Raw genomic sequence first — 26,684 nt, 5'->3', positions numbered from 1 at the left:
ATGAAAAAAATTATTAAAAGTATTCTTACGGTCTCCGTATTGTTCCTTGCCCTTCAGCAGTTCTCTGCACAAAAAGTCGTTGTAGGCCGCGAAGTGGAAACCACCAGCGACGGGAAAATGCTGCTGGGAAATCAGCTGAAAGAAAAATTCCTGGAAGCTCCGTATTCGGATTGGTATGTAAAAGAGCACGACGAATATGCACTGGACCAAAAAGCCATCAGCGAACTTAAAAAAGGGAAAATTAATTCTTATAATATGGTTGTTTTCATGGGAACATGGTGTGAAGACAGCCACAGGGATTTCCCACGCCTCATGAAGATTCTTGAGGAAGTAAAATTCCCCGAAAGCAAGCTTACCATTATCGCAGTCAACCGTAAAAAGGAATCCCCGACAGGAGATGAAGTACGGTACAACGTTCAGAAAGTACCTACAATTATTGTAGAAAGATATGGTAAAGAAATCGGCAGGATTATAGAAATGCCGACGACAGGATATATTGAAAGAGATCTTGCTGAAATATTAAAAAAGGATGACCAGTCCGTAATTAAAGAAATTTTTAATAAATAAATCTTGAGAAATCTAAAAGTAATATTACCGTTTCTGGCAGGTGTCATTCTAATGATGATCCTGTTTCTCAGCTTCAGATCCTGTTTAAATCCTGCTGAGAAAACTGAAAAGTCAGATTATTATATTCTGACCAATCAGATTTCAAAGATGAATAAAATGGTCGTTCTGGAACAGAATACTTCCTCCATGCAAAAGACCAAAATGGGCTACGAATTTTTTGGAAAAGAAGTATCCAGCAACAGTATTATTACTTATACTAAAACCAATGCGCAGGTTTCTTATGATCTGAACAAAATGAAAATGGAAGTAGATTCCATTAATAAAAAATTAATTATTACAGAACTTCCCGAGCCGGAAATAAGAATTACGCCAAGTGTGGAAATCCAGTCGCTGGATGATTCTTTCTTTAACAGAATTTCTGAAAAAGACATTAAAAATGTTACTCAGAAAGCTAAAACTACAGCTATAAATTCTATCGATCAGAACAGGCTGAAAAGTGAAGGCAAAGAGCAGCTCATGGAAAATCTCAATACGATTTTTGTTTTGGCAAAGGCTTTGAATTATACAATAGAAGACCAGACAGGAAAGCTGGGCATTCTAAAACTGTAAAATTTAAAGCAATGAACTCAGAAGAAAACAAAAAAAAGGAATCTGCAAACACCGCAGAAACAAAAAAGCAAAATGAGGATTTCCAGAATATCCCTGCAGCATCAAAGAAAACCAACCCTTCTGATGTAGACAAGGAAGACGTTCAGAAATCTTCAAAAAACAATGAATCCGGAAAAACGGACAATATCAAAGGATAACATAAAAAGGTTCTGCTTATAAAAGCGGAACCTTTTTTAGAAAAAAAATATACAAATAAAAATCAAACCATATAAAAATTCGCTCCGCCGTCTGAATTTTATGGACTGTTAACTATATTATCTAATTTTCAGCGAAGCGAAATTATTTTTTTAATCAGACAATCGTAGATTTTCCGATTTTTACATTCTCAAAATTATAATAAGACTTTTCGGAATATTTAATGTAATCGGCAATAAAGCTCCCTACTTCACCCGTCGAATAATGCTGTTCTGCATTCAGATCCATTGTTACATATTTATTTTCGATCGCATATTCTACAGACTGTCTTAATTTTTCCGCCGCCTGTCCCAGTCCGAGATAATCCAGCATCATTGCTGTACTTAAAACAGATGCCACAGGATTGGCAATTCCTTTTCCTTTTGCCTGAGGATAAGACCCATGAATCGGTTCAAATAAAGCATTTTCATTTCCGATGGAAGCCGAAGGAAGAAGACCGATAGAACCTCCGATCACGCTCGCTTCATCCGAAATAATATCCCCGAACATATTTTCCGTTACAATTACATCAAACTGTTTCGGGTTTAAAATCAACTGCATTGCTGCATTATCCACGAACATAAAATCAAGTTCCACATCCGGATATTCCTGTGCAATCTCTTTACAGACTTTTCTCCATAATCTGGAAGTATCTAAAACGTTAGCTTTGTCAATCAGGGTTAATTTTTTCCTGCGTTTTTGCGCTTCCTGAAAAGCCATATGAACGATCGGTGCAATTTCATCACGATAGTATTTACAAATATCATAAGCGTATCCTGCTTCTTCATCGGTAAATTTTTCACCGAAATAAATTCCGCTCACAAGCTCCCGGAAAATCTGGATATCGGCCCCTTCAATAATTTCTTTTTTCAGAGGGCTTTTGTCAATCAGGGAAGAATATGTTTTTAAAGGACGGATGTTGGCAAAAAGTCCGAGCTCCTTTCGCAGTTTAAGTAAACCTTGTTCCGGACGAACTTTTGCATCAGGATTATGATCAAAAGACGGATCTCCGATTGCTCCGAAAAGTACTGCATCAGACTCTTTGCAGATTTGCAGCGTCTCTTCCGGTAAGGGATTTCCCGTCTTAAAAATCGCTTCTGCGCCCATCAATCCGTACGTGAATTCGAAGGTATAATTAAAAACTTCGCCAATTGCGTTCAGAATTTTAGTGCTTTCGTTCACTACTTCCGGTCCTATTCCGTCTCCGGGAAGAACGGCAATTTTAAAACTTGTTTTCATATATTTTCTGCGTTTTTAATTCAAACTCCTGAATGGCTTTTTTCCTGCTGATCAGAAAATCAATATCATCATACCCGTTCATCAGGCAGATTTTTTTATAAGAATCAATTTCAAAATATTCGGAACGATTTCCAAATCGTATGGTCTGGCTTTCCACATCAACCTTTATTTCTGCTTCAGGATTTTCGGTAATGCCATGTAAAATTTCCTTTAAAAAACTTTCCGAAACTTTTACAGGAAGCAACCCGTTATTTAAAGCATTTCCTTTAAAAATATCGGCGAAAAAGCTGGATATAACAACTTTAAAACCATAATCCGTCAACGCCCACGCTGCATGTTCCCGACTGCTTCCACAGCCGAAATTATTTCCTGCCACCAGAATTTCACCTGAGTATTTTGAATTATTTAATACAAAATCGGGATTCACTTCATTCGTATGAACACGGTACCTCCAGTCCCGGAAAAGGTTTTCACCGAACCCTTTTTTATCAATACTTTTTAAAAACCGGGCCGGAATAATCTGGTCGGTATCTATATTTTCTGCCGGCAACGGAATTGCCCGGGATTGTATAATGACTAATTTTTGCATTTTGTGCTAAATCAATTATAGTTATTTATTCAATTAATTTTCAGGAGCTTAATCCCGCTATCCACTCATACTCCTCGCTCCCATTCTTCCCGCCTTCTCCATTGCTAAATCCTTATATTCCAGCATTTCTCCAGCTCTTGCTCCGGGGTAACCGTTTCTATCGGGGCTAGGAAAGTGAACGTTTAATTTCACTTTGTGAATCAATAATCAATTTCTAAAATTCACTATTGATAATTCACTTACTAAAAGCTTGTTTAAACTAATTTTTAAATTTAACCGCAAAAGATATAAAAGACTTTATTGGATTTATTTAAAGTATTTCAAAGTCTGCAAAGAGAAAATCTTTGATTTTTTAACTTATGTGTTCTTTTTTTCCACTTAAGTATTAAATTTAAAAAACTAAAATGTTTAAATCTTTTGCATCTTTTGTGGTAAAAAAGTTTAGACAAGTTTTAAGTAAAATTCATCTCCATCAGTTTTCAAAAGCTGAAATTTTCCCTTCGATAGCGACTTTTGCAGCCATTAACGGGCTTGCCAGGATTGTTCTTGCCCCCTGGCCCTGTCTTCCCTCAAAATTCCTGTTGGAAGTCGAAACACAATATTCACCTTCCGGAATTTTATCATCATTCATCGCCAGACAAGCCGAACATCCCGGCTGTCTGATCTGGAAGCCTGCTTCTACAAAAATTTGGTCCAGGCCTTCTTCATATATTTGTTTGGCTACCTGCTGAGAACCCGGCACAATTAAAGCATGAACGTGTTCGGATTTTCTTTTTCCTTTAATATAGCTGGCTGCCGAACGGAAATCTTCGATTCTTGCATTGGTGCAGCTTCCGATGAAAACATAATTAACTTTAATATCGGAAAGCGCCTGTCCTGCCTTTAATCCCATATATCTCAAAGCCTTTTCTTCAGAATCATTTTGCGGCTTCGGAATATTCTGACTGATCGAAATTCCCATTCCCGGATTGGTTCCGTAGGTTACCATCGGATAAATGTCGGAGGCATCAAAGGCAAATTCCGCATCAAAAACAGCTCCTTCATCGGATTTCAAAGTTTTCCAGTATTCCAGCTTCTCTTCCCATTCTTCTCCTTCCGGCGCAAATTTTCGTCCTTTTACATAGTTGAAAGTGGTGTCGTCCGGAGCGATCATTCCACCGCGGGCACCCATTTCGATGCTCATATTGCAAACCGTCATTCGGCCTTCCATCGACATTTCCTCAAAGACATTTCCGGCATATTCACAGAAATATCCCGTTCCGCCATCGGTCCCTACTTTTGAAATGATATAAAGAATGACATCTTTTGGCTGAACGTTTTTATTTAATTTACCATTTACGGTAATTCTCATTGATTTAGGCTTATTCAGTAATAAACACTGACTTGCAAAAACCTGAGCCACCTGGCTGGTTCCGATTCCAAAAGCGATCGACCCAAAAGCGCCGTGCGTAGAAGTATGGCTGTCGCCACATACGATGCTCATTCCCGGTTGGGTAATCCCCAGCTCAGGAGCAATGATGTGGACAATTCCCTGGTAAGGATGCCCCAAACCGTATAATTCAATATGGTTTTTTCTGCAGTTTTCCGTTAATTGCTGAACCTGGTTTCTGGAAGATTCATCGCGTATCGGCTTATCCTGATCCCATGTCGGAACATTGTGATCTGCAGTCGCTACAATCTGTTTCGGCCTGAAAACTTCAAGGTTCCTGGATTCCAGTTCTGCAAAAGCCTGCGGGCTTGTTACTTCATGGATCAAATGTTTATCGATATATATAATCTGAGGCCCGTCGGGAATCGTTTCCACCACATGAGCATCCCAGACTTTGTCAAAAAGTGTTTTCTTAGTGTTCATTGTTTTGTTTAATTGAAAACCAATTCCTTATCCTATTTTTCTTGTTACCCTTTCAATAATGGCAGTTAAATCGTTATTATCAATTTCTTTTTTGCGGTCAGCCATTTTGAGGAATTCCTGATATAAAAAATCCAGCTCATTTTTAGTGACATCAAAGCCGATGTTCTTGAACCGGTATGCCAGCGCAGAGCGCCCGCTTCTGGCAGTAAGTACAATAGTTGAGGCGTTGACCCCTACTTCCGCAGGATCAATAATTTCGTAGGTTTCCCTGTTTTTGATCACGCCGTCCTGATGAATTCCTGAGCTATGGGCAAATGCATTGGCTCCCACAATGGCTTTGTTGGGCTGTACCGGCATTCCCATCAGATCAGACACCAAAATACTCATGTAATTGAGCATTTTGGAGTTAATCTCTGTGTATAATTTTAAATTTTTATGTTGTTTCAAAATCATGACAACTTCTTCTAAAGCAGTATTACCCGCTCTTTCTCCAAGCCCGTTAATGGTACATTCTATCTGTCTCGCTCCGTTAATCACACCCGAAATTGAATTTGCAGTCGCTAGTCCAAGGTCATTGTGGCAGTGGCATGACAGCACCGCTTTTTCAATACCTTTTACATTTTCTTTCAGGTATTTTATCTTTTCCCCGTATTCTTCAGGAAGGCAATATCCTGTTGTATCCGGAATATTGAGGACTGTAGCTCCTGCTTTAATAGCTTCTTCACAGACTCTCGCGAGGTAATCATTATCGGTTCTTCCGGCATCTTCGGCGTAAAATTCTACGTCTTCTACAAAGCTTTTGGCATATTTTACGGCCTGTACTGCTCTTTCAATAATATCTTCCCTGTTGGAATTGAATTTATATTTAATATGCGAATCTGAAGTTCCTATTCCTGTATGAATTCTTGGCCTCTTCGCAAACTTCAGTGCTTCCGCTGCAACCTCAATATCTTTCTGGTTGGCCCTTGTCAATCCGCACACTTTTGCATTTTTCACCAATTTTGAAATTTCGGAAACAGAATGAAAATCTCCCGGACTGGAAATGGGAAATCCAGCTTCAATAATATCAACTCCAAGTTCATCCAGCTTTTCCGCAATAGCCATTTTCTGTTCCGTATTCAGTTTACAGCCGGGAACCTGCTCACCATCCCGTAGCGTGGTATCAAAAATTTCAACTTTTTCGGAATTCATAATGCAGTATTTTACTTAATTTTGATTCAAAACTAAAAAGATGAAACGTTTATTCATTTCTGGTTTTATAAAAATTACAATATTCAAATTAGTGTAAATTGAATATAAAATTTTGTTTATCAGTATTTTAAAATTTAAAAATTTACAATGGCAGAATTGCATAAAGATTTTTTATTCATCCTCATTAAGTCTCTTACGACTTCGGAAAAAAGACAATTCAGGCTGTATGTAAACCGGCTCGGGATCAATGTGGATGCAAAATTCCTGCTTCTTTTTTCTGAAATGGATAAAATGAAAGAATATGATGAAAGCATGATTATTCAAAAGAAAATTTCAACAAAACAGCAGTTGTCCAATCTGAAAGCGCATCTTTACAAACAAATTCTGGTAAGTTTACGAATGAATCCGAGTCATCAGAATTATAGGATTCAGCTGCGCGAACAGCTTGATTTTGCCAATATTCTTTACCAGAAAGGCCTTTACAGGCAGGCTTTGAAAATTTTGGATAAAACAAAACAGACTGCTCTGGAACTTGACGAAAAAACCATTGCTTCCGAAATTATTGACCTTGAAAAAGTAATTGAATCACAATTTATTACGAGAAGTATTGAAGGCCGTGCCGATGAACTGATCAGACAATCCACAGAAATCAGCAAACAGAATCATTATGCCACTGAACTTTCCAATCTTTCTTTGAAACTGTACAGCGAAATGTTGACGCACGGGTATGTGAAAACTGATGAAGAGCGTGATGAAATCATGAAAATCTTTGATGATCAAATTAGAAAAATCACTTTTGAAAAACTGAATTTTACAGAAAAATTATGGTATTTTAAGGCTCATGTATGGAAAAATCAGCTGCTGCAGGAATATAAATACACATTGAAATATGCCTTTCTCTGGGTAGACCTTTTTCACAACAATCCGGAGATGATTATGAGTCATCCGGTATGGTATATCAAAGGAAATACTTATCTCCTTAAAATCCTGTTTCTTTATGGAAATATTAATATTTTGGAACAGCGTTTCAGAAAATTCAATGAAGTGGTTTATTCTTCAAGCTTTGCTCAAAATGAAAATCTGCAATCTCTTGTTTTTCTGACTCATTATAATACTTTAATGAATATCCACTTTGTGAAAGGTGAATTTTTTTCCGGAACTAAAATAGTTCCTGAAATTGAGCTGAAAATGGAAAGGCTGCGCGATAAAATTGATGAGCATCATTTCATGATTCTGTATCTTAAAATGGCAGCAATGTTTTTCGGAAGTAAAAAATTTAAAGACTCGATAAGGTACGCGTTAAAAGTAATTGAATCAAAAGGAAATGTTCAGGAAGATCTGCTGTTTCATACAAGAATTCTTATTTTAATGGCAAAATATGAATCGGCAAATGATGAAGATTATGATGATTTTATAAAAGCTACCTTAAAGTTTACCAGAAAAATGAAAAAACCTGATGAATTCCATTTTGAAAGCATCAGATTTTTTAAACATCTCAATAACGAAACACCGGATCAGCAGACTGAATCATTTAAACAATTCGACCGTAAACTTGAGTTTTTTTCCCAGAATGAATATTACAGAAGATCACTGCTATACATTGATATTCACGGATGGGTACAGTCTAAAGTGAGAAATGTGGATGTTATTGAAATTATTAAAGAGAAAGTGAGGTACAAAAAAAGACAATAATTTTTATATCCTCACTGTATTCCCTGAGATGATATGAACCTGAAATAAATGACTTATTGATTCTTCAATTTCGAATTAATAAATTCAACACTGCTGTCTTCAAAAACATTCAGAAGTTCAGGAACAAAGGCTCCAAAAGTTTTATATTTGCTTCTGTTTGAGTGATAATCTTTGATTTTATTCTGCAATTGAGGTAAGAATATAAAATTATTTTTCAGATGATAATCTCCAAGCTTTTTTGCTTTTTCAAAATCTTTCTGAATTTTTGCGGTCTCAATTTCGCCAAGCCTTACAAGATGCTCCGCCACACAGGTTTGATAATCTCCATAGCCGCCTGTTTTAATCATAGCCTGTTTTAGTTCGGATTTTTCAAATAGATCTTTAAATTTCTGAAGTTTTTCAGGATGTTTGTAAACTTCCTTATTCACAAAAGAATGCCCGAATTCATGAATGCTTAAAAACCTTGCCTGGAACTGATTATCATAGCCAAATTGGCCTGCTTTTTCAACTTTCACAAACGGACTGGCAATTTCGTAAATGTTTTTTAAACCTGATTTCAAAGTGACATCAGCCCCTATTCCTCTTCCTTCATTATCAGAAATCGGCCACATCATTATTGGTGAAATAAGGATCGTGTAAGAATTAAATTTTTCGCCGTAAAACTGTTCCATAGCATCAGTAAAACCTGAAGGAATTTGCTTCATATATTCTTTCGCAGCAGCCTGGTAGAAACTTTTATTTTCATTAAAAAAAAGGCCGATTTTTTCCTGAGCATAAAATTTTGAAAGTTCAGAAAGATAATTTTTAATTAAAATTGTTACTTCATTATTTTGTTCACGCGTCAAACGGGAAAATTCAAACTTATATTCATTGACCCAGCCGTTTGACGGGAACTCTTCATGATACAGTAAGGGTTTCATCAGAGCATCATTTCCCAGGCCGTATTTTTCTAAAAGTACATCGTTGAGTTCTGCTGTTGCAAATGCTATTTTTGAGTCTTTCAGATGCACGAATTTCTCTATTGATTTTTTAACAATAGGCTGATATACTGAACATTCTTTAATTTTATAGAGCTCAAAGTCCTTATTGTTTCTTCGGTGTTCAGCAGAAAGGATTTCCGCAAGAAAATAAGTCTCTATATTTCTGTTATAGTCTACTGAAAATTTCCTCATGTTTTTTTGAGAAAATGCCTGTATAAAAAATATAAATGCAAAAGCCAGAAATATTTTTTTCATGGTTTAGTATTAATTATTGGTCTAAATATCTGCGAATATAGCATATTAACTAAAAATTCCGTATTTTTGCATCTTAAAATTTCTTAGTAAACAATGATAAAAATTACACTTCCAGACAGTAGTGTCAAAGAATTCGAGGCGGAAGTTACTCCGCTAGATGTGGCAAAATCTATAAGCGAGGGATTGGCTAGAAACACCATTTCCGCAATTGTTAATGACAAACAAGTAGAGACAACCACGCCTATCACCACGGATTCTACGGTACAGCTGCTTACCTGGAATGATGATCTTGGAAAGAAAGCATTCTGGCATTCTTCTGCCCACCTTCTGGCGCAGGCGATCCTTGAGTTTTATCCCAATGCTAAGTTAACCATCGGTCCTGCCATCGAAAGCGGATTCTACTACGATGTAGATTTCGGGGACGAAAGCTTGTCTGAAAAAGACTTCGAGAAAATTGAGAAGAAAGTATTGGAAAATGCTAAAAAAGGCTCAACTTTCTCTTTATATCCTGTTTCTAAAGATGAGGCATTAAAAGTCTATGCAGATAATCCTTATAAAGTAGAATTGATTTCTAATCTTAATGACGGAGAAATCACTTTTGTAACCCACGATGATTTCACAGATCTTTGCCGTGGAGGACATATTCCGAATACGAATATTGTAAAAGCTGTTAAGATTTTAAATGCAGCAGGAGCATACTGGAGAGGAAATGAAAAAAATCCTCAATTAACAAGAGTGTATGGTATTTCTTTCCCTAAACAGAAAGAATTAACAGAATATCTTGAAAGGCTTGAAGAAGCTAAAAGAAGAGATCACAGAAAATTAGGTAAAGAATTAGGAATTTTTGCTTTCTCTGAAAAGGTTGGTGCAGGCTTGCCGCTTTGGCTGCCAAAAGGTACTGCTTTGAGAAGAAAGCTTGAAAATTTCCTTTCTGCAGCTCAGAAAAAAGGAGGGTACGAATTCGTAATGTCACCGCATATTGGCGCCAAAGAATTGTATGTAACTTCCGGACACTGGGATAAATACGGTGCAGACAGCTTCCAGCCGATTAAAACCCCAAATGAAGGTGAAGAATTCATGCTGAAGCCGATGAACTGCCCGCACCACTGTGAAATTTATAAAACTTCGCAATGGAGCTACAGAGACTTACCGAAAAGATACGCAGAATTCGGAACGGTTTACCGATATGAGCAATCAGGAGAACTTCACGGCTTGACAAGAGTTCGTGGATTTACTCAGGATGACGCACACTTATTCTGTACTCCGGATCAGTTGTTGGGAGAGTTTGAAAAAGTTATTGATCTTGTACTTTACGTTTTCAGGTCTTTAGGTTTTGAAGATTTTGTTACTCAGGTTTCATTGAGAGATCCTGAAAACAGAGAAAAATATATCGGTTCCGATGAGAACTGGGAAAAGGCGGAAAATGCTATCATCACAGCCGCAAAAAACAAAGGTTTGAAAACTGTTGTTGAATATGGTGAAGCCGCGTTCTACGGTCCTAAGCTTGATTTCATGGTGAAAGATGCTTTAGGAAGAAAATGGCAGCTTGGAACGATCCAGGTTGACTATAACTTACCGGAAAGATTTGATCTTCACTATATTGGGAATGATAATGAGAAGCACAGACCGGTGATGATCCACAGAGCGCCTTTTGGTTCTATGGAGCGCTTTATCGCTATTCTTCTGGAGAATACTGCCGGAGACTTCCCTCTATGGCTGAGTCCGGAGCAGTTTATTATTCTGCCGATCAGTGAAAAATATGCAGATTATGCTAAAAAAGTTTCAGAATTTTTAGAAAATCACGATATTAGCGGTCAGATTGACAACAGAAACGAAAAGACAGGTAAGAAGATTCGCGATGCAGAATTAAACAAAATTCCATTCATGCTGGTTGTAGGAGAAAATGAGGAGAAGGATGGCACAATTTCTGTACGTAGACGGGGTGAAGGAGATTTAGGAGTAATGAATTTAGAAGACTTCGTTTCTTATTTCAAAAAAGAATCTGCGATCTAGAATCAAGGATTTTAATTCAGACTTAAAACTATTGAGTTTTGAATACAAATTAAATTAGAGTTAACCAATAAAATTATAATACAATAGCACAAAGATTTAACAACAGGGGCCCACAAAGACGTCCTGTACAGGAGGACTTACACTTGATCAACGATAAAATTCGTGTGAGAGAGCTTCGTTTGGTGGGCGATAACGTAGAGCCGGGAGTATATCCTACAGAAAAAGCAAGACAGATTGCTCAAGAGCAAGAGCTGGATCTTGTGGTAATTTCTGATAAGGCTGAACCGTTTATTGCTAGAGTTTTGGACTATAAAAAGTTCTTATACGAGCAAAAGAAAAAACAGAAGGAACTTAAAGCCAAGCAGGTAAAAGTAGTGGTAAAAGAAATTCGTTTCGGACCTCAGACTGATGAGCACGATTACGAATTTAAGAAGAAGCATGCTGAAAAATTCCTTGAAGAAGGTTCAAAGTTAAAAACCTACGTATTTTTTAAAGGACGTTCCATTATCTTTAAGGATCAGGGAGAGATTCTTCTTTTAAAGCTTGCCCAGGAACTGGAGCACGTTGGAAAAGTAGACCAGCTTCCTAAACTTGAAGGAAAAAGAATGATTATGATGATGAGTCCTAAAAAACCGGCTAAATAATATATGTGGCGGTAGCTCCGTCAATTTACAATACAAAGCTCCAATTTATTGGAGCTTTTTTTATTTAATAACCTGATTCAAGAATATTTTAAATCACAAAATAGAGATTATAGTAATGTTTAATTTAATATTAACAATACTTTAAATAAAGGGTTTTTTAGTATATATTATATCTTTAATATGGGATATATTATAAATAGTTATATATTTGCAACGTCAAATAAATAAAATATGAAAATTAAACTTTTAACAGGATTTGCAGTAGCAATGTTATTAACTTCTTGTGCTCAGGATGAAACATTTGAAAACACAGGCCTTAAAAACGAAGAATTAAAAACTTCAGAAATTGCAGCCCGTGGAATTTCCTCAACAGTAACTTTCGTTAAAGAAACAACGAACCATCCACAAAGGCTGGATCCGGGCCAATCAATCAGTTTATCGTATAATATCTATACCTACAGATTGGAAATGCAGGGAGACAGTAATCTTGTGCTTTATCAGGATAGGCCGGGCTTTACACGTGCTATCTGGAGTACAAACACGCATCGTGACAGCGGTACACCTTGGCTCATTGCGCAAAATGACGGAAATCTTGTAATTTACAATAACGGGAATCCACTTTGGCATACCAACAGTTCTGTAAGTGAAAATGTATCCAATCCTCATATAAAAATGCAGTTATATACCAGAAGCGGTGGTTCTATTCCTGCAGGAATAAGAATTAAATTGGTATTAGGTGGAAATAACGTTGAAAGAAAAACCTTCGCTGAAGTTGATCTTAGTGATTTTTACTAAAAAGTCAACCGCTTAAAACGCTATATTTAAATTTAAACCGCCCATTATCAGGCGGTTTTATTATTAAATTTTAATGCCCTTTGCTTTTATAATTTTTCGTTATTTTGCAATTATTATTAAAATTTTTTAATTTAAATACATGAAGCCAGGATATTTTTCCTTTTTTTTATTCATCCTGATTATTTTCGCGCTGGGCTGTTATTACCACTACCCTTTTCTTTCAGACGACAGTCTGATCTCCCTTCGCTATGTACAGCGTTTCATTGAGGGTAAAGGACTTACCTGGAACGATGGCCATCCTGTAGAAGGCTATTCAAATCTGCTGTGGATTCTTATGATTTCTTTTTTAGGAAAATTAGGAATGAATCTCATTATTTCAGCCAGAGTATTGGGAATAGCATGTTCCGTAGGTACACTTGCCGTAATCTGTTCTTATTTTAAAACAATAAACGTCAGAAAAGAATATGTTTTTCTCACGGTATTTCTTTTGGTAACGACTCCGTGTTTTACCGTTTGGGCCATTGGCGGACTGGAGCAGCCTTTATACATTTTTCTCCTTACACTCACTTTGACTGAAGTTTCGAAGATTATTAACGATAAAAATAAAGGACGCGTCTATTTTCTGTCATTATGGCTTGGACTTTTGGCAATTACGAGGCCGGATGGTTTTCTGTTCACTATTTTAACAACAATATTTTTAATTTTTATTTTCAGAAAAAGCAGGAAAGATCTTATCAGAGTTTTTGTTTTCGCAGGAATGATACCGGCTCTATTTTTATTGGGACAACTCCTTTTCAGGTATGATTTTTATGGTGAACTGGTTCCGAATACCGCTTTGGTTAAAGTAAAAATAACTATGCATCATGTTATACGGGGCGGCTTTTATGTTTTCAAATCATTCTTTGGGACTTTATTATTTTCTTCTCTTGGATTGTATTGCTTGTTTTATCTTGTATACAAAAAGAAAAATCTTTTCGGCTTTTATTTATTGCTGAATATTGTGGTATGGACAGCTTATATAGTCACAGTAGGCGGCGATATTTTTCCGGCTTTCCGTCATTATTATGTAGTGCTGATTTTACTTGTATTTGTTATTATTTTTGGGTTAAATGAAATGCAGTTTCGCTTTAAAACAAAAATGACTAGGGTCGGATTTATTGTTTTATTGTTAATAAACCCTTTTATACAGCTTTTGATTCCGGATAATCATTATGCGATTGAAGAACGATGGGAATTCCGCGGATTGAATTTAGGTAAAACCTTGAAAAATACTTTTCCGGAAACAACTTTAATTGCTGTTACGGCAGCCGGCTGTATTCCTTATGCTTCTGAGCTTCCAACAGTAGATATGCTTGGATTAAATGACTACTACACACCGCGTCATCCGCCGAAAAATTTCGGTACCGGGATGCTGGCTCACGAATTGGGCGATGCGAACTATGTTCTCGGAAGAAATCCCGATATTATCATTTATCACATGGGCGCTGTTCCCCGTTTTAATGTGGGCGACCAGATGAAAAACAATCCGGTTTTTATTAATAATTATGTGGAAGTACTAGCCAGGCAAAATCAGGATGAACATATTTTGTACTTCAATAAATACGGTAAAAGTGCCGGTATCATCAAAGAAAAAAATATATTGATAATCCCGGCTTATCTGATCACTTCAGTTAAAGACAATGAAAGTGTTTTCAAAAACAAAAGACTTCTGAAACATTTACAAGAAGGAAAAAAATATATTCTTTCCATTAAAAATAGTGAAGCGGAAAAATGGGAACTGAGCAGATCTTCCGCAAACTTATTTTTTCCTGAATCCAAGATCAGTTACAGGAATAATGAAATGATCCTTACTCTTATTCCGAATAATGAAATGTTTTTAGAAAATATAGAATTGCACAGGAAATATTAATAATTTTTTGTAATTTTGCACCCTATTATTTCCGGGAATTGCCGGAAACCAAAAACAGATATTGATAACAAAACAATAAAAAGCAAAACAATGCCAAAATTAAAAACGAAATCAGGTGCTAAGAAACGTTTTGCTCTTACCGGATCTGGTAAGATCAAAAGAAAAAACGCTTACAAAAGCCACATCTTAACTAAGAAAGAAACAAAGCAGAAGAGAAATCTTACTACTACTTCTTACGTAGCTAAAGTGGACGAGAAAAGTGTACAACGTCAATTAGCAATTAAGTAGTTTTTATAAATCTATATCCGGTTTATAAGAATTAAAAACAAATTCAACATTTTAACCCTGAAATGGAGCAGCTAAGAGTAATGAAACAATTACCGCACATTTCAAAAAAACAATTTAATTATGCCAAGATCAGTAAATTCGGTAGCTTCAAGAGCTAGAAGAAAGAAAATTTTTAAGCACGCTAAAGGTTATTTCGGAAGAAGAAAGAACGTTTGGACTGTAGCTAAAAACGCGGTTGAAAAAGCAATGCAATATGCTTACCGTGGTAGAAAAGAGAAGAAAAGAAACTTCAGAGCACTTTGGATCACTCGTATCAACGCGGGAACCAGAGAGCACGGAATGTCTTACTCTCAGTTTATGGGAGCTCTTAAAAAGAACAACATTGAGCTTAACAGAAAAGTTTTAGCAGATTTAGCAATGAATCACCCTGAAGCTTTCAAAGCAGTTGTAGATCAAGTAAAATAATGTAAAATTTTTGTTATCAATATAAATCCCGGGTTTTTTTGCCTGGGATTTTTTTATTATATACATTTGCTAAATTATTAAATACGTAAAATTTTATTTAAGGGTGAAAAAACTAACTTCTTTATTGCTTATTTCATTGGCTTTTTATAACCTTCAGGCCCAAAGTCTTATTCAGGCATATAAAAACAGGGCAGACCAGGTTTCACAGACTAATATCACGACAATTCTTCAGGAATTTGAAAATCTTGGCATTAAAACTACCGGATCTGCAGCCAATACCAATGCTCTGAACTGGCTTAAAGCGAAATACCAATCGTATGGATATACTGCCAGCCAGATCGTGGAAGATCCTTTCACATTCGGCAGTACCAGCTCAAAAAATTTAATCATTACGAAAACAGGAACACTGTATCCTAATATTTATGTAATTATTTGCGGGCATTACGACACGATCACCGGGCCCGGCGTAAGCGATAACGGAAGCGGAACATCCATTATCCTTGAAGCAGCAAGGATTCTGAAGGATATTCCTACAGATTATTCAATTAAATTTATTCATTTTTCCGGGGAAGAACAGGGGCTGTATGGAAGTGCCCATTATGCGGATAATGTAGTTTTTCAGAATAACGTAAGACAACTGAATATAAGAGTGGTATTTAATATTGATCAGGTTGGAGGTAAAATCGGCAATAATAACAATGCCATAAAATGTGAAAGCGACCAGTCCGGACAAAGCGGAAACAATGCCCAATCTCTTGCTTTTACCCAGCAGCTGGCAAACTGTACAACGCTGTACTCTCCTCTGCAAACAGTGATGTCTAATGCCTACGCTTCGGATTATATTCCATTTGAACAGAATGGGGATATTATTACAGGGTTTTACGAAAACGTAAGGAGCTATAATGAGCATACGGTGAATGATACATTCATAAACGTAGATCCTACTTATGTTTTCAATGTAGGAAAAGCTGCTGTGGGAGCATTACAGCACTTCGCGACCGCTTCAACAACACTACTGGCTACAGAAGAAAAAAATGTAAACAGCCTGGAAACAATAAAAATTTATCCGAATCCTGCAAAAGATATCCTGAATATTGAACTTCCGAAAGATATTAAGAATTTTAATCTTGAAATTATAGATATGAATGGAAGAGTAATTCTAAATAAAGAAAATGAAACAAAGGTTAATGTTTCGGGATTAATAAACGGAGCTTATTTAGCAATCATAAAAACCAGAGACAGCAAAGCGGTAAGAAAAATAATTATCGGAAAATAATTATCAAAAAATATAAATTAAATCCTGAGTTAATGCTCAGGATTTTTTATTTTCATCTGCTTTCAAAAAACTTACCGGTTCCGTCTGTTTAAAATTTCTTCAATGTTTTCTAAAGTACAATTTTTAGCTTTCAGTAAAATTAAAAAATGGTACAGCAGATCTGCGGCTTCATTTTTAAATAAGTCATCATTACTGTCTTTGGCCTCAATGACCACTTCAACCGCTTCCTCTCCCACTTTCTGGGCCACTTTATTAATTCCTTTCTTGAATATCGCATAGGTATAAGAATCTTCTGTTTTTTCATCAATTCTCTGGCTGATCTTTTCTTCCAACTCATACAAAAACCCTTTAGAATCCTTTTCTCCGAAACAGCTGAAACTTCCTGTATGGCAAACCACGTTAGTGGGAATTACTTTGATTAAAATGGCATCCTGATCACAGTCAACAGAAATATTTTTTACCGTTAAAAAGTTACCAGACTCTTCTCCTTTCGTCCAAAGCCTGTCTTTTGAACGGCTGAAAAAAGTAACAATACCTTCTTTCTCTGTTTTTTTCAATGCCTCTTCGTTCATATAACCTAACATTAAAACCTGCAAGGTTCTGTCGTCCTGAATCACCACAGGCACAAGTCCGTCTTTATTTTTATTGAAATTAATATTCATCGTAATGCCAATTTTTTAGATTTTAAATTATTTTTCAGATCCTGAATCTTTATTTCTCCGAAATGAAAAATACTTGCCGCCAAAGCTCCTGTAGCTTTTGTACGATTAAAAACATGTTCAAAATGTTCTATATTTCCTGCACCACCTGAAGCAATGACCGGGATATTTACGCTCTCCGCAATAAGACTGGTTATTCTGATATCAAAACCGTTTTTGGTACCATCGCCATCCATTGAAGTAAGCAGAATTTCTCCGGCTCCGAGCTGTTCGGTTTTTTTTGCCCAGCCGAAGGTTTTAAGTTCTGTTATTTCTCTCCCGCCTTTGATGTGAACCCAGTCTGAACCATTCACCAGTTTCGTATCAATGGCGACCACGATGCACTGGCTCCCGAATTCTTTGGCTAATTCTGAAATCAGCTGTGGATTTTTTACGGCTGAAGAATTAATGCTGATCTTATCTGCTCCTGCCTCGAGAAGTTTTCTTACGTCTTCCACGGTAGAAATTCCGCCGCCGACTGTGAATGGAATACTGATTTCACTGGCAATTTTCCGTACAAGTTCCGCAAAAGTTTTACGCTCTTCAATGGTTGCTGTAATATCCAGAAAAACCAATTCGTCAGCTCCTTCTTTCTCATATCTTTTGGCAAGCTCGATAGGATCACCTGCGTTTCGCAATCCTTCAAAATTGATTCCTTTTACCGTTGTTCCGTCTTTGATATCCAAACACGGAATAATTCTTTTTTTAAGCATTTTCTATAAAATTTTGGAGTTGCTGAAGGCTAATTCTTCCTTCATAAATTGCTTTCCCGATAATGGTTCCGGAGCAGCCTATTGTTTTCATTTTAAATACATCTTCCATATCTGAAATTCCGCCGCTTGCAATGAGCCCGATGTCTGTTTTTTCTAAAATTTCTTCATAAAGTTCATCTGAAGCGCCCTGAAGCATTCCGTCTTTTGAAATATCTGTACAAATCACATTTTTAATTCCTTTATTCTGATACTTAAGAATAAAATCGATTATATCAAAGGAACTTTCTTCCAGCCAGCCTGAAGTTTTTATCTTTCTGTTGTCACAATCGGCACCGAGCATGATTTTTTCCGGACCATATTTTTCAATCAGATCAAAACAGAAATCAGGATCCTGAACCGCAATGCTTCCGATGGTGATCTGCTTTGCTCCCGAATTAAAAGCAATTTCAATATCTTCCAAAGTTTTCAAACCTCCTCCGAAATCAATTTCCAGGGAAGTTTCTTTCGCAATGGCTTCCAGAACTTTCTGGTTGACAATATGCTTAGATTTTGCGCCATCAAGATCTACCAGATGCAGGTATTTTATCCCAAAATTTTCAAATTTTTTGGCAACTTCAAGAGGATTTTCATTGTATATTTTTTTAGTACCGTAATCTCCTTTTGACAGTCTCACACATTTTCCGTCAATGATGTCTATAGCAGGAATAATTTTCATTTTAAATTTTTAAAAAGTTTTGTAATAAACGGCTTCCCACATCTCCCGATTTTTCCGGGTGAAACTGCATGGCATAAAAGTTATTCTTTTGCAGTGAAGCACTGAATGGCAGAATGTAATTACAAACAGACGTTGTATTTTCAGATAATTCGCAGTAAAAACTGTGGACAAAATACACATCGCTATTTTCTTCAATTCCTGAAAATATATCGGATCTAAAGTCTGAAATTGTGTTCCATCCCATGTGTGGAACAATATCTGTTGCAGGGAATTTTTTAACATTGATATCAAAAATTCCCATTCCGGACGTATTTCCTTCTTCGTTGGTTTTACACATCAGCTGCATTCCCAGGCAAATGCCTAAAACCGGCTGTTTCAATGTCGGAATTAACTGATCAAGACCTTTTTCCTTTAGTAATTTCATGGTGGAGGATGCTTCTCCCACTCCCGGAAAGATCACTTTATCGGCATTTCTTATCAGGTCAAAATCATCGGTCACCACAGATTCTATATTCAGTCGGTTAAGCGAATTTTGTATGGAATTAACGTTTCCTCCGTTGTATTTTATGATGGCAATCATTATAAACTTCCTTTGGTTGATGGTAGATTAAAATTACGGTCTGTCTGTTTTACTGCCATTTTCACCGCTTTGGCAAACGCTTTAAAAACAGATTCGATCTTGTGGTGTTCGTTCTCGCCTTCTACTTTAATATTGAGATTACATTTTGCAGAATCTGTGAATGATTTAAAGAAGTGATAAAACATTTCTGTGGGAACATCTCCAATTTTTTCACGCTTAAACTCAGCTTCCCAAACGATCCAAGGTCTTCCTCCAAAGTCGATGGCAACTTGTGCCAGACAATCATCCATTGGAAGGAGAAATCCGTAACGTTCAATACCTTTTTTCTTTCCTAAAGCTTTTAAAACTGCTTCTCCAAGCACAATTCCCGTATCTTCTATGGTGTGGTGTTCATCAACCAGCAAATCACCTTTTACTTCAATTTTTAAGTCTAAATTGCCGTGCTTTGAAATCTGCTCCAGCATGTGATCAAAAAAATGCAATCCTGTTGATATTTCGGATGTTCCGTTTCCATCAAGGTTGACTTCAACTGCAATTTCTGTTTCATTGGTTTTTCTTGAAACCTTTGCTTTTCGCGGAATGCTGGTCAAAAACTGTGCAATTTCGCTCCAGCTTACTGTGATTAAATCAGCTTCCTTATTCTGAACTTTACTTATTAATATTGATTTTGAACCTAAATTTTGAGCCAGCTGAATGTCCGTAAACCGATCTCCGATGACAAAGGAATTTTTCAGATCATAATCTCCGTAAATGTATTTTCCAAGCATTCCGATCCCCGGTTTTCTTGTGGGTAAATTTTCGTTTTCAAAGCTTTTATCAATTAGAATATCACTGAAAACAATTCCTTCGTTTTCAAATGCTTTTAACATTTTTTCCTGAGGTTTGATGAAGTCTTCATAAGGGAAACTTTCCGTTCCCAGTCCGTCCTGATTGGTGATCATGACCAATTCATAATCAAGTTCTTTTGCAATTCTTGAAAGATTCTGAAAAACTCCGGGATAAAATTCCAGCTTTTCCAAAGAATCAACCTGAAAATCAACGGGTGGTTCTACGATTAAGGTTCCGTCGCGGTCTATAAAGAGTACTTTTTTCATTTTTAATTTTCTTTTTAATTTCTTTTTTGCTAAACCTCAAAGGTTTTTAAAACCTGTGAGGTTTCAGATTTAATTAAATACTTTTTAAGACGTTAATCAGCTTATTGTTTTCATCTCTTTTTCCGACATTAATTCTGATACAGTCCGGAATCTGCGGACTTCTCTTGCTGGTCAGAATTTCATTTTCCAGTAATTCCTGATACACTTTTTCAGCATTGTTAAATTCAATCAAAAAGAAATTCGCATCGGTAGGAAATACTCTTTTAACACACTTTATAGTAAGCAATTCATTTTTTAATCTTGAAATTTCACTTAAAGTATTTTTTATATTTTCTTCAATAATATTCTTATAATTAATTAATTGCATAATTTTATTTAAACTTAGTGAGTTAACATTATACGGTGCTTTTACAGTATTAATCAGACTTATGATTTCGTCTGATGAGTAAGCGATGCCTACTCTTGCTCCTGCCATTCCCCATGCTTTTGAGAAGGTCTGAAGAACGATTAGGTTTGGATATTTTCCAAGCAATTCGATGCAAGATGTCTGTTCTGAAAATTCAATATATGCTTCGTCCACCACCACAATTCCATCAAAATTTTTAATATAAAATTCAATATCCTGAATAGAATTTCCGGTAGGATTATTGGGTGAACACAGAAAAAAAATCTTAGGCTTTTTCTCTTCTGATACTTTTAAAAATGCATCTTTACTGATCTGGAAATTTTCATCTAAATTTAATGTTACAACGGTGTTTTCATTAATGGAAGCATAAAATCTGTACATCGCAAACGAAGGATTCATCATCATAATCGAATCTTTTTTTGGCTCACAGAAGATTTTTATGATAAGGTCGATAAGCTCATCGCTTCCGTTTCCTACCGCAATTTGTGGTGCTGAAACATCTTTTAATGTTGCCAATTTATTTTTTAATTCTTTCTGGGTAGAATCAGGATAGCGGTTGTATTCTCCAAAAGGGCTTTCATTCGCATCCATGAAAACCGGATTTTCAAATTCGTTCTGATCCCTGAAACTTATATAAGGCTGCAGTTCCAGAATATTTTTCCGTACTAACTTTTTAATATTAAATTCTTTCATTTTGTTTTTTTAATCTGATACTTACAGCATTCTTGTGAGCAAAAAGTCCTTCTGTTTCTGCCATTACTTCAATGGTTTTCCCTAAATTTTTTAATCCTTGTTCCGATAAATTCTGAAAGGTAATTTTCTTTACGAAGCTGTCGAGAGAAACGCCGCTGTAGTTTTTTGCAAAACCATTGGTGGGAAGGGTGTGATTGGTTCCGCTGGCGTAATCTCCTGCGCTTTCACATGAATAATTTCCCAGGAATACAGAACCCGCATTCCGGATTTGCGGAATATACTTTTCAAAATTATTTAAGGCCAAAATCAAGTGTTCCGGCGCGTACAAATTGCTGAATTCCAAAGCTTCCTCAATAGAGCTCAACAGGATAAAATGACTGTTATTCAACGATTCAGCTGCCATTTCATTTCTCGGAAGTACTTCAAGCTGTTTTCGGGTTTCCAGAATAGTTTCATTAAAAACCTTTTCGTCTGTTGCCAGAAAAATCACCTGGCTGTCACTCCCGTGTTCTGCCTGAGAAAGTAAATCGGCCGCACAAAATTCCGGAACTGCATTTTCATCGGCAATCACAAGAACTTCACTCGGTCCGGCAGGCATATCGATGGCTACATTATAATTCTGGGCAAATTCTTTCGCTGCTACAACATACTGATTTCCGGGCCCGAAAATTTTATAAACATTGGGAATACTTTCTGTACCTAATGTCATTGCTGCAATCGCCTGAGCACCACCGGTCTTAAATATTTGTGTAATACCACAAAGATTAGCTGTATATAAAATGGCAGGATTTATATTTCCCATTTTATCGGGCGGTGTACAGAGAATAATTTCTTCGCATCCTGCTAATCTAGCCGGAACGGCAAGCATTAAAACCGTAGAAAATAAAGGCGCTGTTCCGCCCGGAATATAGATTCCAACTTTTTCGATCGCCCGGTTTTCCCTCCAGCAAATTACTCCGTTTGTTGTTTCAATCTTTTCAATTTCAGGAATTTGTGAAGCATGAAATTTGGTAATATTTTCTTTTGCTTCCTGAATGGCCTGCTTTAGTTCTTCGCAGATCCGTTCTTCTGCATCTTTTATTTCTTCTTGGGAAACACTGATATTTTTAACTTCTGCTCCGTCGAATTTTTTGTTAAATTCAACCAAAGCACTGTCGCCTTTTTTTTCAACTTCATCGAAAATTCCGGCAACTATTTCTGTTAACTGTTCTCTTTTGATAACGGGTCTTTTTGTTAATTCAGACCATTTTTCCTTTTCAGGATATATTTCTACTTGCATATTAAATTACCATTTTATCGATTGGAATTATTAAAATATCCTGTGCTCCTTTGTCTTTGAGCTCATCAATTACTTCCCAGAAGCGGTTTTCATCAATCACAGAGTGAATGCTGCTCCAGCCTTCTTCTGCCAGTGGAATAACCGTGGGGCTTTTAAGAACCGGAAGCGTTTTAGAAATGATGTCAATTTTTTCATTCGGAACATTCATCAGGATATATTTTGAATTTTTCGCTTTTAAAACTGCTTTAATCCTGAATACGAATTTTTCGAGAACAGCGGTTTTCTCCGTGCTGAGTTCTGAGGTTTTGGCAAGAACCGCTTGTGAATTAAGAAGGCTTATGGTTTCTCTCAATCCGTTTTTAAAGAGTGTACTTCCGGAACTTACAATATCACATATTCCGTCGGCAAGACCAATGTTCGGGGCGATTTCTACAGAGCCTGAAATGATGTGAATGTCGGCAGAAATATTATTTTCCTGCAGGAATTTTTTTAGCGTATTTGGGTATGAAGTTGCAATTTTTTTGCCCTGAAAATACTCAATATCATTTGTTTCCACTTCCTTTGGAATGGCAAGAGAAACCCTGCATTTTGAGAAACCCAAAGGTTGTACAATCTCAATTTTCTTCTGTTTTTCTACTAAAAGATTTTCACCTACGATAGCAACATCTACTACGCCGTCTTCCAAGTATTGGGGAATATCTGAATTTCGCAGGTACATGATTTCCATCGGAAAATTGTCTACGGAAACTTTAAGCTGATCTTTTCCGTTGTTGACAAAAATGCCGCAGTCTTTAAGGAGCTGAAGAGATTCTTCATAAAGCCTTCCACTTTTTTGTATCGCTATTTTTAATGTACTCATTTCACTTTTTTGTTGTGTCTGAGTAACCAAATGGTAAGTTGAAATAAATTGCCCGGGAAGAATTTAGAACAAAAAAACCGCCTGTTTACTCAGACGGTTTTAATTATTTTGATTTTTAACATAGTCACATATCAATCAATTCCGTCTTAGCAGAGATGATGATAATGATGTACTGTTAAAAAATTCGGTTTCATTTGTTTGAATTGTATGGTGCAAATTTAAAGCAATAAATTTTACAAATGCAAATATTATTGTAAAATATTTTCATAAATTTTTATTAATTCTTTAGCAATTGACTGATCATTAAACTTTTGCACAAACTCAAAACCCTTTTCCGCACGGCGTTTCCTTTCCGATTCGTTTTGCCATAAAAATTTAATTTTTGCCTGAATATCAAGAGGATTTTTAGGATCTATATAAACTGAATCCGGTCCGCCGGCTTCCGGAAGACAGCTCGTATTGCTGGTAATGACTACTGTTTTGGAAAATAACGCTTCAATCACAGGAATTCCGAACCCTTCAAATAAACTCGGATAAATGAAGATATCTGCAAGTTTGTAGATTACAGCTAATTCGTCCATCGAAACACCTTCCAGAAAATAAACTTTCATTTTATTTTCACGGACAAAACGTTCTACTTTTCTGAAATATTTTGTTTTTTTGCCGACTACCACTAACGGAATATCAGTATCTTTTAGTGCTTTAACAACATTCAGAAGATTTTTGCGCTCTTCGATGGTACCAACATTTAATACAAAATGCTCAGGAAGGTTAAATTTTTCTTTTGTCTGTTGAATAAAATCTTCCGACTGCTGTTCTTTAAAAGCTTTATGACAGCCTTGGTAAATCACTTCAATTTTAGATTCCGGAATGTTGAGAAACTGAATGATATCGCGTTTTGTCTGTTCGGAAATGGCGATGATTTTATCGGCAGAATCTGCTGCTTTTTTAAATTTCCAGAAATGGATCTTACGATCAAAAAAAGAATAATACTGCGGATATCGTACGAAAATAAGATCGTGAATGGTCACGATTTTTTTAATAGGTTTTTTGTCCCATTTCAGAGGCAATTCACCTGATAAACCATGAAAAATATCAGCGTTTTGCTGCTGCGCGTCTTTCCCCATTTTCAGCTGACGGGAGAAGTTTCCTTTTGTGGTTTCAACGAAATGGACGTTAGGAAAACTCAGCAGATCAGTGGCTCTTTCGGATTTATTTTTGTTTAATAAAAAGTATTCGTTTTCGGGGAAATACGTTGCCAGAATTCTCACAAGATCTCTCGAATAGTTTCCTAATCCGGAAGTATTATGGAAAAAACGTTTTGCGTCAAAAGCTATTTTCATGAGGTGATCTGTTTTTGAAATTCCTGGAATGTTCCAAATGAGTAATTTTTACTTTTTAACCATGATAGAAATTCATCAAAACGCTTGACCATATCTTCTCCGGAATTTTTAACGGTAAATCCGGGTAATTTAAAAGCTTCGTCTTTGATATCTGCAAATTCCCAGGGATGAAAATAAATATTCAGATACTGATCTTTTTTAAGAACATCCGAAGCCAGTTTTTTATAAAAAGATAGAGGAAAATTATGGAAGCTAAGCCAGAACAAAGGAATTCTGAAGTTGGGAGAAACCGAAGCGGGAATCTGCATCACATTTCCTTCTTTAAAATAAGTTCTGGAAACTTTGAGGTTATTGTATCTTCCCGGAAGAAAGGTTGGATTAATCGATGAATTGTAAGAATAGCCTGCATTTTCAACGGCATTTTTACTTACCGGCATCATTCTCGGCATTCTCAATCCGGTCACTTTTGTACCGAATAGTTCTTCCAATTTTTCTTTAGAATGCTTCAGGTGTTCTTCTTTAAAATCCGAATGATACCAGGTATGAGAAGCCAGTTCGTGGCCTTCTTTAAGCAATCTTTCTATTAAATTCTTACTATTTTCCGCAAAAACAACGGTTGAAAAAAAAGTAGCTTTTGCCTGATGTTTTTTCAGAATATCTAAGATTTTTTCCAATCCTGTCTGAGAAATTGAGATTTGTTTCTCAAAAGAAATCTCCCCTTTGTATTCCAATGGCATATCAAATTCCTCGATGTCAAAACTTAATAAAACCATGTTAAAAATTTTTGTTTTTGATGATATAATTGGGTCTGTGTTTTACCTGCTTAAAGATTTTGCCTAAATACATTCCGATGATTCCCAATATGATTAACTGCAGTCCGCCGAAAAAAACAATGGTCATAATCAGTGATGCCCACCCTGAAATTTCTGTTCTGGCAATGAAAGAATGGATAACATATGTTGCGTATCCTATCACAGAAAGTCCGGAAAACAGGAATCCAAGATATGCGGCAATGTAAAGTGGTTTTACACTAAATGCCGTAATTCCCGTAAAGGCAAAAGTTACCATTTTTTTAAGATTGTAACTGCTTTTCCCGGAAAGCCTTTCATTGGCAATAAAACTGATTCCGGTCTGTTTGAAACCCATCCAGCTGGTAAGGCCTCTGAGAAAGAGATCATCTTCATTAAGATTCCTCATCACTTCTACGGCACCTGCATCCATTAGCCTGAAATCTGAGCCGCCGCCTTTTGTCAAATCAACATCAGACAATCCTGAAAGAATTTTATAGAAAAAATCAGAGGTTTTTCTTTTGAATACTGAAATTTCTTTGGGATATTTTCTAACGGTAAAAACAATATCATAACCTTCTTCCCATTTTTTGATCATCTCCGGAATAAGTTCGGGCGGATGCTGCAGATCGCCGTCCATTGAAATGACGGCATTTCCGCTTGCGTTGTCCATTCCTGCTTTTACCGCAGGCTGATGTCCGAAGTTTCTTGAAAATTCAATAAATTTTACATCTTCAAACTGTTCTGAAAGCTCTTCCAGTTTTTGCTGGGTGTTGTCCCTGCTGCCGTCATTTACAAATATGATTTCAAATCTGTAATGCTCCAAACCATCAAAAACTTCTTTTATTTTCTGATGTACCAAAGCTACGTTTCCTTCTTCGTTATGCGCAGGAATGACGATCGAAATTTTCTTCATAC

28 protein-coding genes are annotated in these 26,684 nt (G+C 36.4%); 11 read left to right on the top strand and 17 right to left on the bottom strand.

Going from position 1 to position 26,684, the window contains the following annotated elements; genetic code table 11:
* The 3 genes from U9K52_RS10285 to U9K52_RS10275 are packed head-to-tail and all read left to right on the top strand — an operon-like array spanning position 1 to position 1,373.
* Complete coding sequence (locus tag U9K52_RS10285) at positions 1-567, top strand: thioredoxin family protein (protein WP_322926346.1); 567 nt, start codon at positions 1-3, stop codon at positions 565-567.
* 3 nt (positions 568-570) lie between these two features.
* A complete protein-coding gene (locus U9K52_RS10280) occupies positions 571-1,176 on the top strand; it encodes a DUF4230 domain-containing protein (protein WP_322926345.1) in 606 nt (201 codons plus the stop codon).
* Between the two features lie 11 nt (positions 1,177-1,187).
* Positions 1,188-1,373 carry a hypothetical protein gene (locus tag U9K52_RS10275; protein WP_248393494.1) on the top strand — a complete coding sequence of 62 codons (186 nt, stop codon included), beginning with the start codon at positions 1,188-1,190 and terminating at the stop codon, positions 1,371-1,373.
* A gap of 154 nt (positions 1,374-1,527) precedes the next feature.
* On the opposite strand, the gene leuB is transcribed toward U9K52_RS10275, so the two are convergent.
* The 5 genes from leuB to U9K52_RS10250 form a co-directional block, all read right to left on the bottom strand.
* A complete protein-coding gene (gene leuB, locus U9K52_RS10270; protein ID WP_322926343.1) occupies positions 1,528-2,649 on the bottom strand; it encodes a 3-isopropylmalate dehydrogenase in 1,122 nt (373 codons plus the stop codon).
* The gene (gene leuD / locus U9K52_RS10265) at positions 2,633-3,238 is read right to left on the bottom strand and encodes a 3-isopropylmalate dehydratase small subunit (RefSeq protein ID WP_322926342.1); all 606 of its coding nucleotides are present in this window, start codon (positions 3,236-3,238) and stop codon (positions 2,633-2,635) included. Before leuD ends, leuB begins: the two co-directional genes overlap by 17 nt.
* A gap of 57 nt (positions 3,239-3,295) precedes the next feature.
* On the bottom strand, positions 3,296-3,430 hold the full coding sequence (locus U9K52_RS10260; RefSeq protein WP_322926340.1) for a hypothetical protein: 135 nt from the start codon (positions 3,428-3,430) through the stop codon (positions 3,296-3,298).
* 280 nt (positions 3,431-3,710) lie between these two features.
* Positions 3,711-5,090, bottom strand: a complete 1,380-nt coding sequence (gene leuC / locus U9K52_RS10255) for a 3-isopropylmalate dehydratase large subunit (protein ID WP_322926338.1) — start codon at positions 5,088-5,090, stop codon at positions 3,711-3,713.
* Positions 5,091-5,117: 27 nt separating this feature from the next.
* Positions 5,118-6,281, bottom strand: a complete 1,164-nt coding sequence (locus tag U9K52_RS10250) for a 2-isopropylmalate synthase (protein WP_322926336.1) — start codon at positions 6,279-6,281, stop codon at positions 5,118-5,120.
* A 147-nt stretch (positions 6,282-6,428) separates the two neighbouring features.
* On the opposite strand from U9K52_RS10250, the gene U9K52_RS10245 reads away from it, so the two are divergent.
* The gene (locus tag U9K52_RS10245; protein WP_322926334.1) at positions 6,429-7,973 is read left to right on the top strand and encodes a hypothetical protein; all 1,545 of its coding nucleotides are present in this window, start codon (positions 6,429-6,431) and stop codon (positions 7,971-7,973) included.
* A gap of 53 nt (positions 7,974-8,026) precedes the next feature.
* Here U9K52_RS10245 and U9K52_RS10240 read toward each other — a convergent pair whose 3' ends face one another.
* Positions 8,027-9,208, bottom strand: coding sequence for a DUF4932 domain-containing protein (locus U9K52_RS10240; protein WP_322926332.1), 1,182 nt, complete (start codon positions 9,206-9,208; stop codon positions 8,027-8,029).
* 93 nt (positions 9,209-9,301) lie between these two features.
* Here U9K52_RS10240 and thrS point away from each other — a divergent pair, with 93 nt between their 5' ends.
* From thrS to U9K52_RS10205, 7 genes are all read left to right on the top strand, one after another.
* Positions 9,302-11,221 carry a threonine--tRNA ligase gene (gene thrS / locus U9K52_RS10235; RefSeq protein WP_322926330.1) on the top strand — a complete coding sequence of 640 codons (1,920 nt, stop codon included), beginning with the start codon at positions 9,302-9,304 and terminating at the stop codon, positions 11,219-11,221.
* A 143-nt stretch (positions 11,222-11,364) separates the two neighbouring features.
* Positions 11,365-11,865 (top strand): translation initiation factor IF-3, encoded by a 501-nt coding sequence (infC, locus tag U9K52_RS10230; protein ID WP_177175308.1) that lies wholly within the window; start codon positions 11,365-11,367, stop codon positions 11,863-11,865.
* 231 nt (positions 11,866-12,096) lie between these two features.
* Positions 12,097-12,660, top strand: a complete 564-nt coding sequence (locus tag U9K52_RS10225) for a hypothetical protein (protein WP_322926328.1) — start codon at positions 12,097-12,099, stop codon at positions 12,658-12,660.
* A gap of 139 nt (positions 12,661-12,799) precedes the next feature.
* Complete coding sequence (locus tag U9K52_RS10220) at positions 12,800-14,569, top strand: hypothetical protein (protein WP_322926326.1); 1,770 nt, start codon at positions 12,800-12,802, stop codon at positions 14,567-14,569.
* A 90-nt stretch (positions 14,570-14,659) separates the two neighbouring features.
* The gene (gene rpmI / locus U9K52_RS10215) at positions 14,660-14,857 is read left to right on the top strand and encodes a 50S ribosomal protein L35 (protein ID WP_002979658.1); all 198 of its coding nucleotides are present in this window, start codon (positions 14,660-14,662) and stop codon (positions 14,855-14,857) included.
* 120 nt (positions 14,858-14,977) lie between these two features.
* Complete coding sequence (gene rplT, locus U9K52_RS10210; protein WP_029293267.1) at positions 14,978-15,322, top strand: 50S ribosomal protein L20; 345 nt, start codon at positions 14,978-14,980, stop codon at positions 15,320-15,322.
* A 103-nt stretch (positions 15,323-15,425) separates the two neighbouring features.
* Positions 15,426-16,598 carry a M28 family metallopeptidase gene (locus U9K52_RS10205; RefSeq protein ID WP_322926309.1) on the top strand — a complete coding sequence of 391 codons (1,173 nt, stop codon included), beginning with the start codon at positions 15,426-15,428 and terminating at the stop codon, positions 16,596-16,598.
* Positions 16,599-16,669: 71 nt separating this feature from the next.
* On the opposite strand, the gene hisIE is transcribed toward U9K52_RS10205, so the two are convergent.
* The 11 genes from hisIE to U9K52_RS10150 form a co-directional block, all read right to left on the bottom strand.
* On the bottom strand, positions 16,670-17,260 hold the full coding sequence (gene hisIE, locus U9K52_RS10200; RefSeq protein ID WP_322926307.1) for a bifunctional phosphoribosyl-AMP cyclohydrolase/phosphoribosyl-ATP diphosphatase HisIE: 591 nt from the start codon (positions 17,258-17,260) through the stop codon (positions 16,670-16,672).
* Positions 17,257-18,009: an imidazole glycerol phosphate synthase subunit HisF gene (gene hisF / locus U9K52_RS10195; protein ID WP_322926306.1), complete on the bottom strand. Its 753-nt coding sequence runs from the start codon at positions 18,007-18,009 to the stop codon at positions 17,257-17,259. The genes hisIE and hisF overlap by 4 nt, the downstream gene beginning before the upstream one ends.
* On the bottom strand, positions 18,002-18,724 hold the full coding sequence (gene hisA, locus U9K52_RS10190) for a 1-(5-phosphoribosyl)-5-[(5-phosphoribosylamino)methylideneamino]imidazole-4-carboxamide isomerase (RefSeq protein ID WP_322926304.1): 723 nt from the start codon (positions 18,722-18,724) through the stop codon (positions 18,002-18,004). The genes hisF and hisA overlap by 8 nt, the downstream gene beginning before the upstream one ends.
* A gap of 1 nt (position 18,725) precedes the next feature.
* A complete protein-coding gene (gene hisH / locus U9K52_RS10185; RefSeq protein WP_322926303.1) occupies positions 18,726-19,304 on the bottom strand; it encodes an imidazole glycerol phosphate synthase subunit HisH in 579 nt (192 codons plus the stop codon).
* Complete coding sequence (hisB, locus tag U9K52_RS10180) at positions 19,304-20,398, bottom strand: bifunctional histidinol-phosphatase/imidazoleglycerol-phosphate dehydratase HisB (protein ID WP_322926301.1); 1,095 nt, start codon at positions 20,396-20,398, stop codon at positions 19,304-19,306. Before hisB ends, hisH begins: the two co-directional genes overlap by 1 nt.
* A 73-nt stretch (positions 20,399-20,471) precedes the next feature.
* Complete coding sequence (hisC, locus tag U9K52_RS10175) at positions 20,472-21,497, bottom strand: histidinol-phosphate transaminase (RefSeq protein WP_322926299.1); 1,026 nt, start codon at positions 21,495-21,497, stop codon at positions 20,472-20,474.
* Positions 21,484-22,776 (bottom strand): histidinol dehydrogenase, encoded by a 1,293-nt coding sequence (gene hisD / locus U9K52_RS10170; RefSeq protein ID WP_322926297.1) that lies wholly within the window; start codon positions 22,774-22,776, stop codon positions 21,484-21,486. The genes hisC and hisD overlap by 14 nt, the downstream gene beginning before the upstream one ends.
* A gap of 1 nt (position 22,777) precedes the next feature.
* Positions 22,778-23,635, bottom strand: coding sequence for an ATP phosphoribosyltransferase (gene hisG, locus U9K52_RS10165; protein WP_322926295.1), 858 nt, complete (start codon positions 23,633-23,635; stop codon positions 22,778-22,780).
* Positions 23,636-23,883: 248 nt separating this feature from the next.
* Positions 23,884-24,978, bottom strand: coding sequence for a glycosyltransferase family 1 protein (locus tag U9K52_RS10160; protein WP_322926294.1), 1,095 nt, complete (start codon positions 24,976-24,978; stop codon positions 23,884-23,886).
* The gene (locus U9K52_RS10155; protein ID WP_322926292.1) at positions 24,975-25,751 is read right to left on the bottom strand and encodes a polysaccharide deacetylase family protein; all 777 of its coding nucleotides are present in this window, start codon (positions 25,749-25,751) and stop codon (positions 24,975-24,977) included. Before U9K52_RS10155 ends, U9K52_RS10160 begins: the two co-directional genes overlap by 4 nt.
* A gap of 1 nt (position 25,752) precedes the next feature.
* Positions 25,753-26,682 (bottom strand): glycosyltransferase family 2 protein, encoded by a 930-nt coding sequence (locus tag U9K52_RS10150; protein ID WP_322926289.1) that lies wholly within the window; start codon positions 26,680-26,682, stop codon positions 25,753-25,755.
* Between the last annotated feature and the right edge of the window lie 2 nt (positions 26,683-26,684).

It is taken from the genome of Chryseobacterium sp. MHB01 (assembly GCF_034651565.1).
Taxonomy (GTDB): Bacteria; Bacteroidota; Bacteroidia; order Flavobacteriales; family Weeksellaceae; genus Chryseobacterium; species Chryseobacterium nepalense.
The sequence above is the reverse complement of the archived record's forward strand: the minus strand, read 5'-3'. Positions and strand labels throughout refer to the sequence as shown.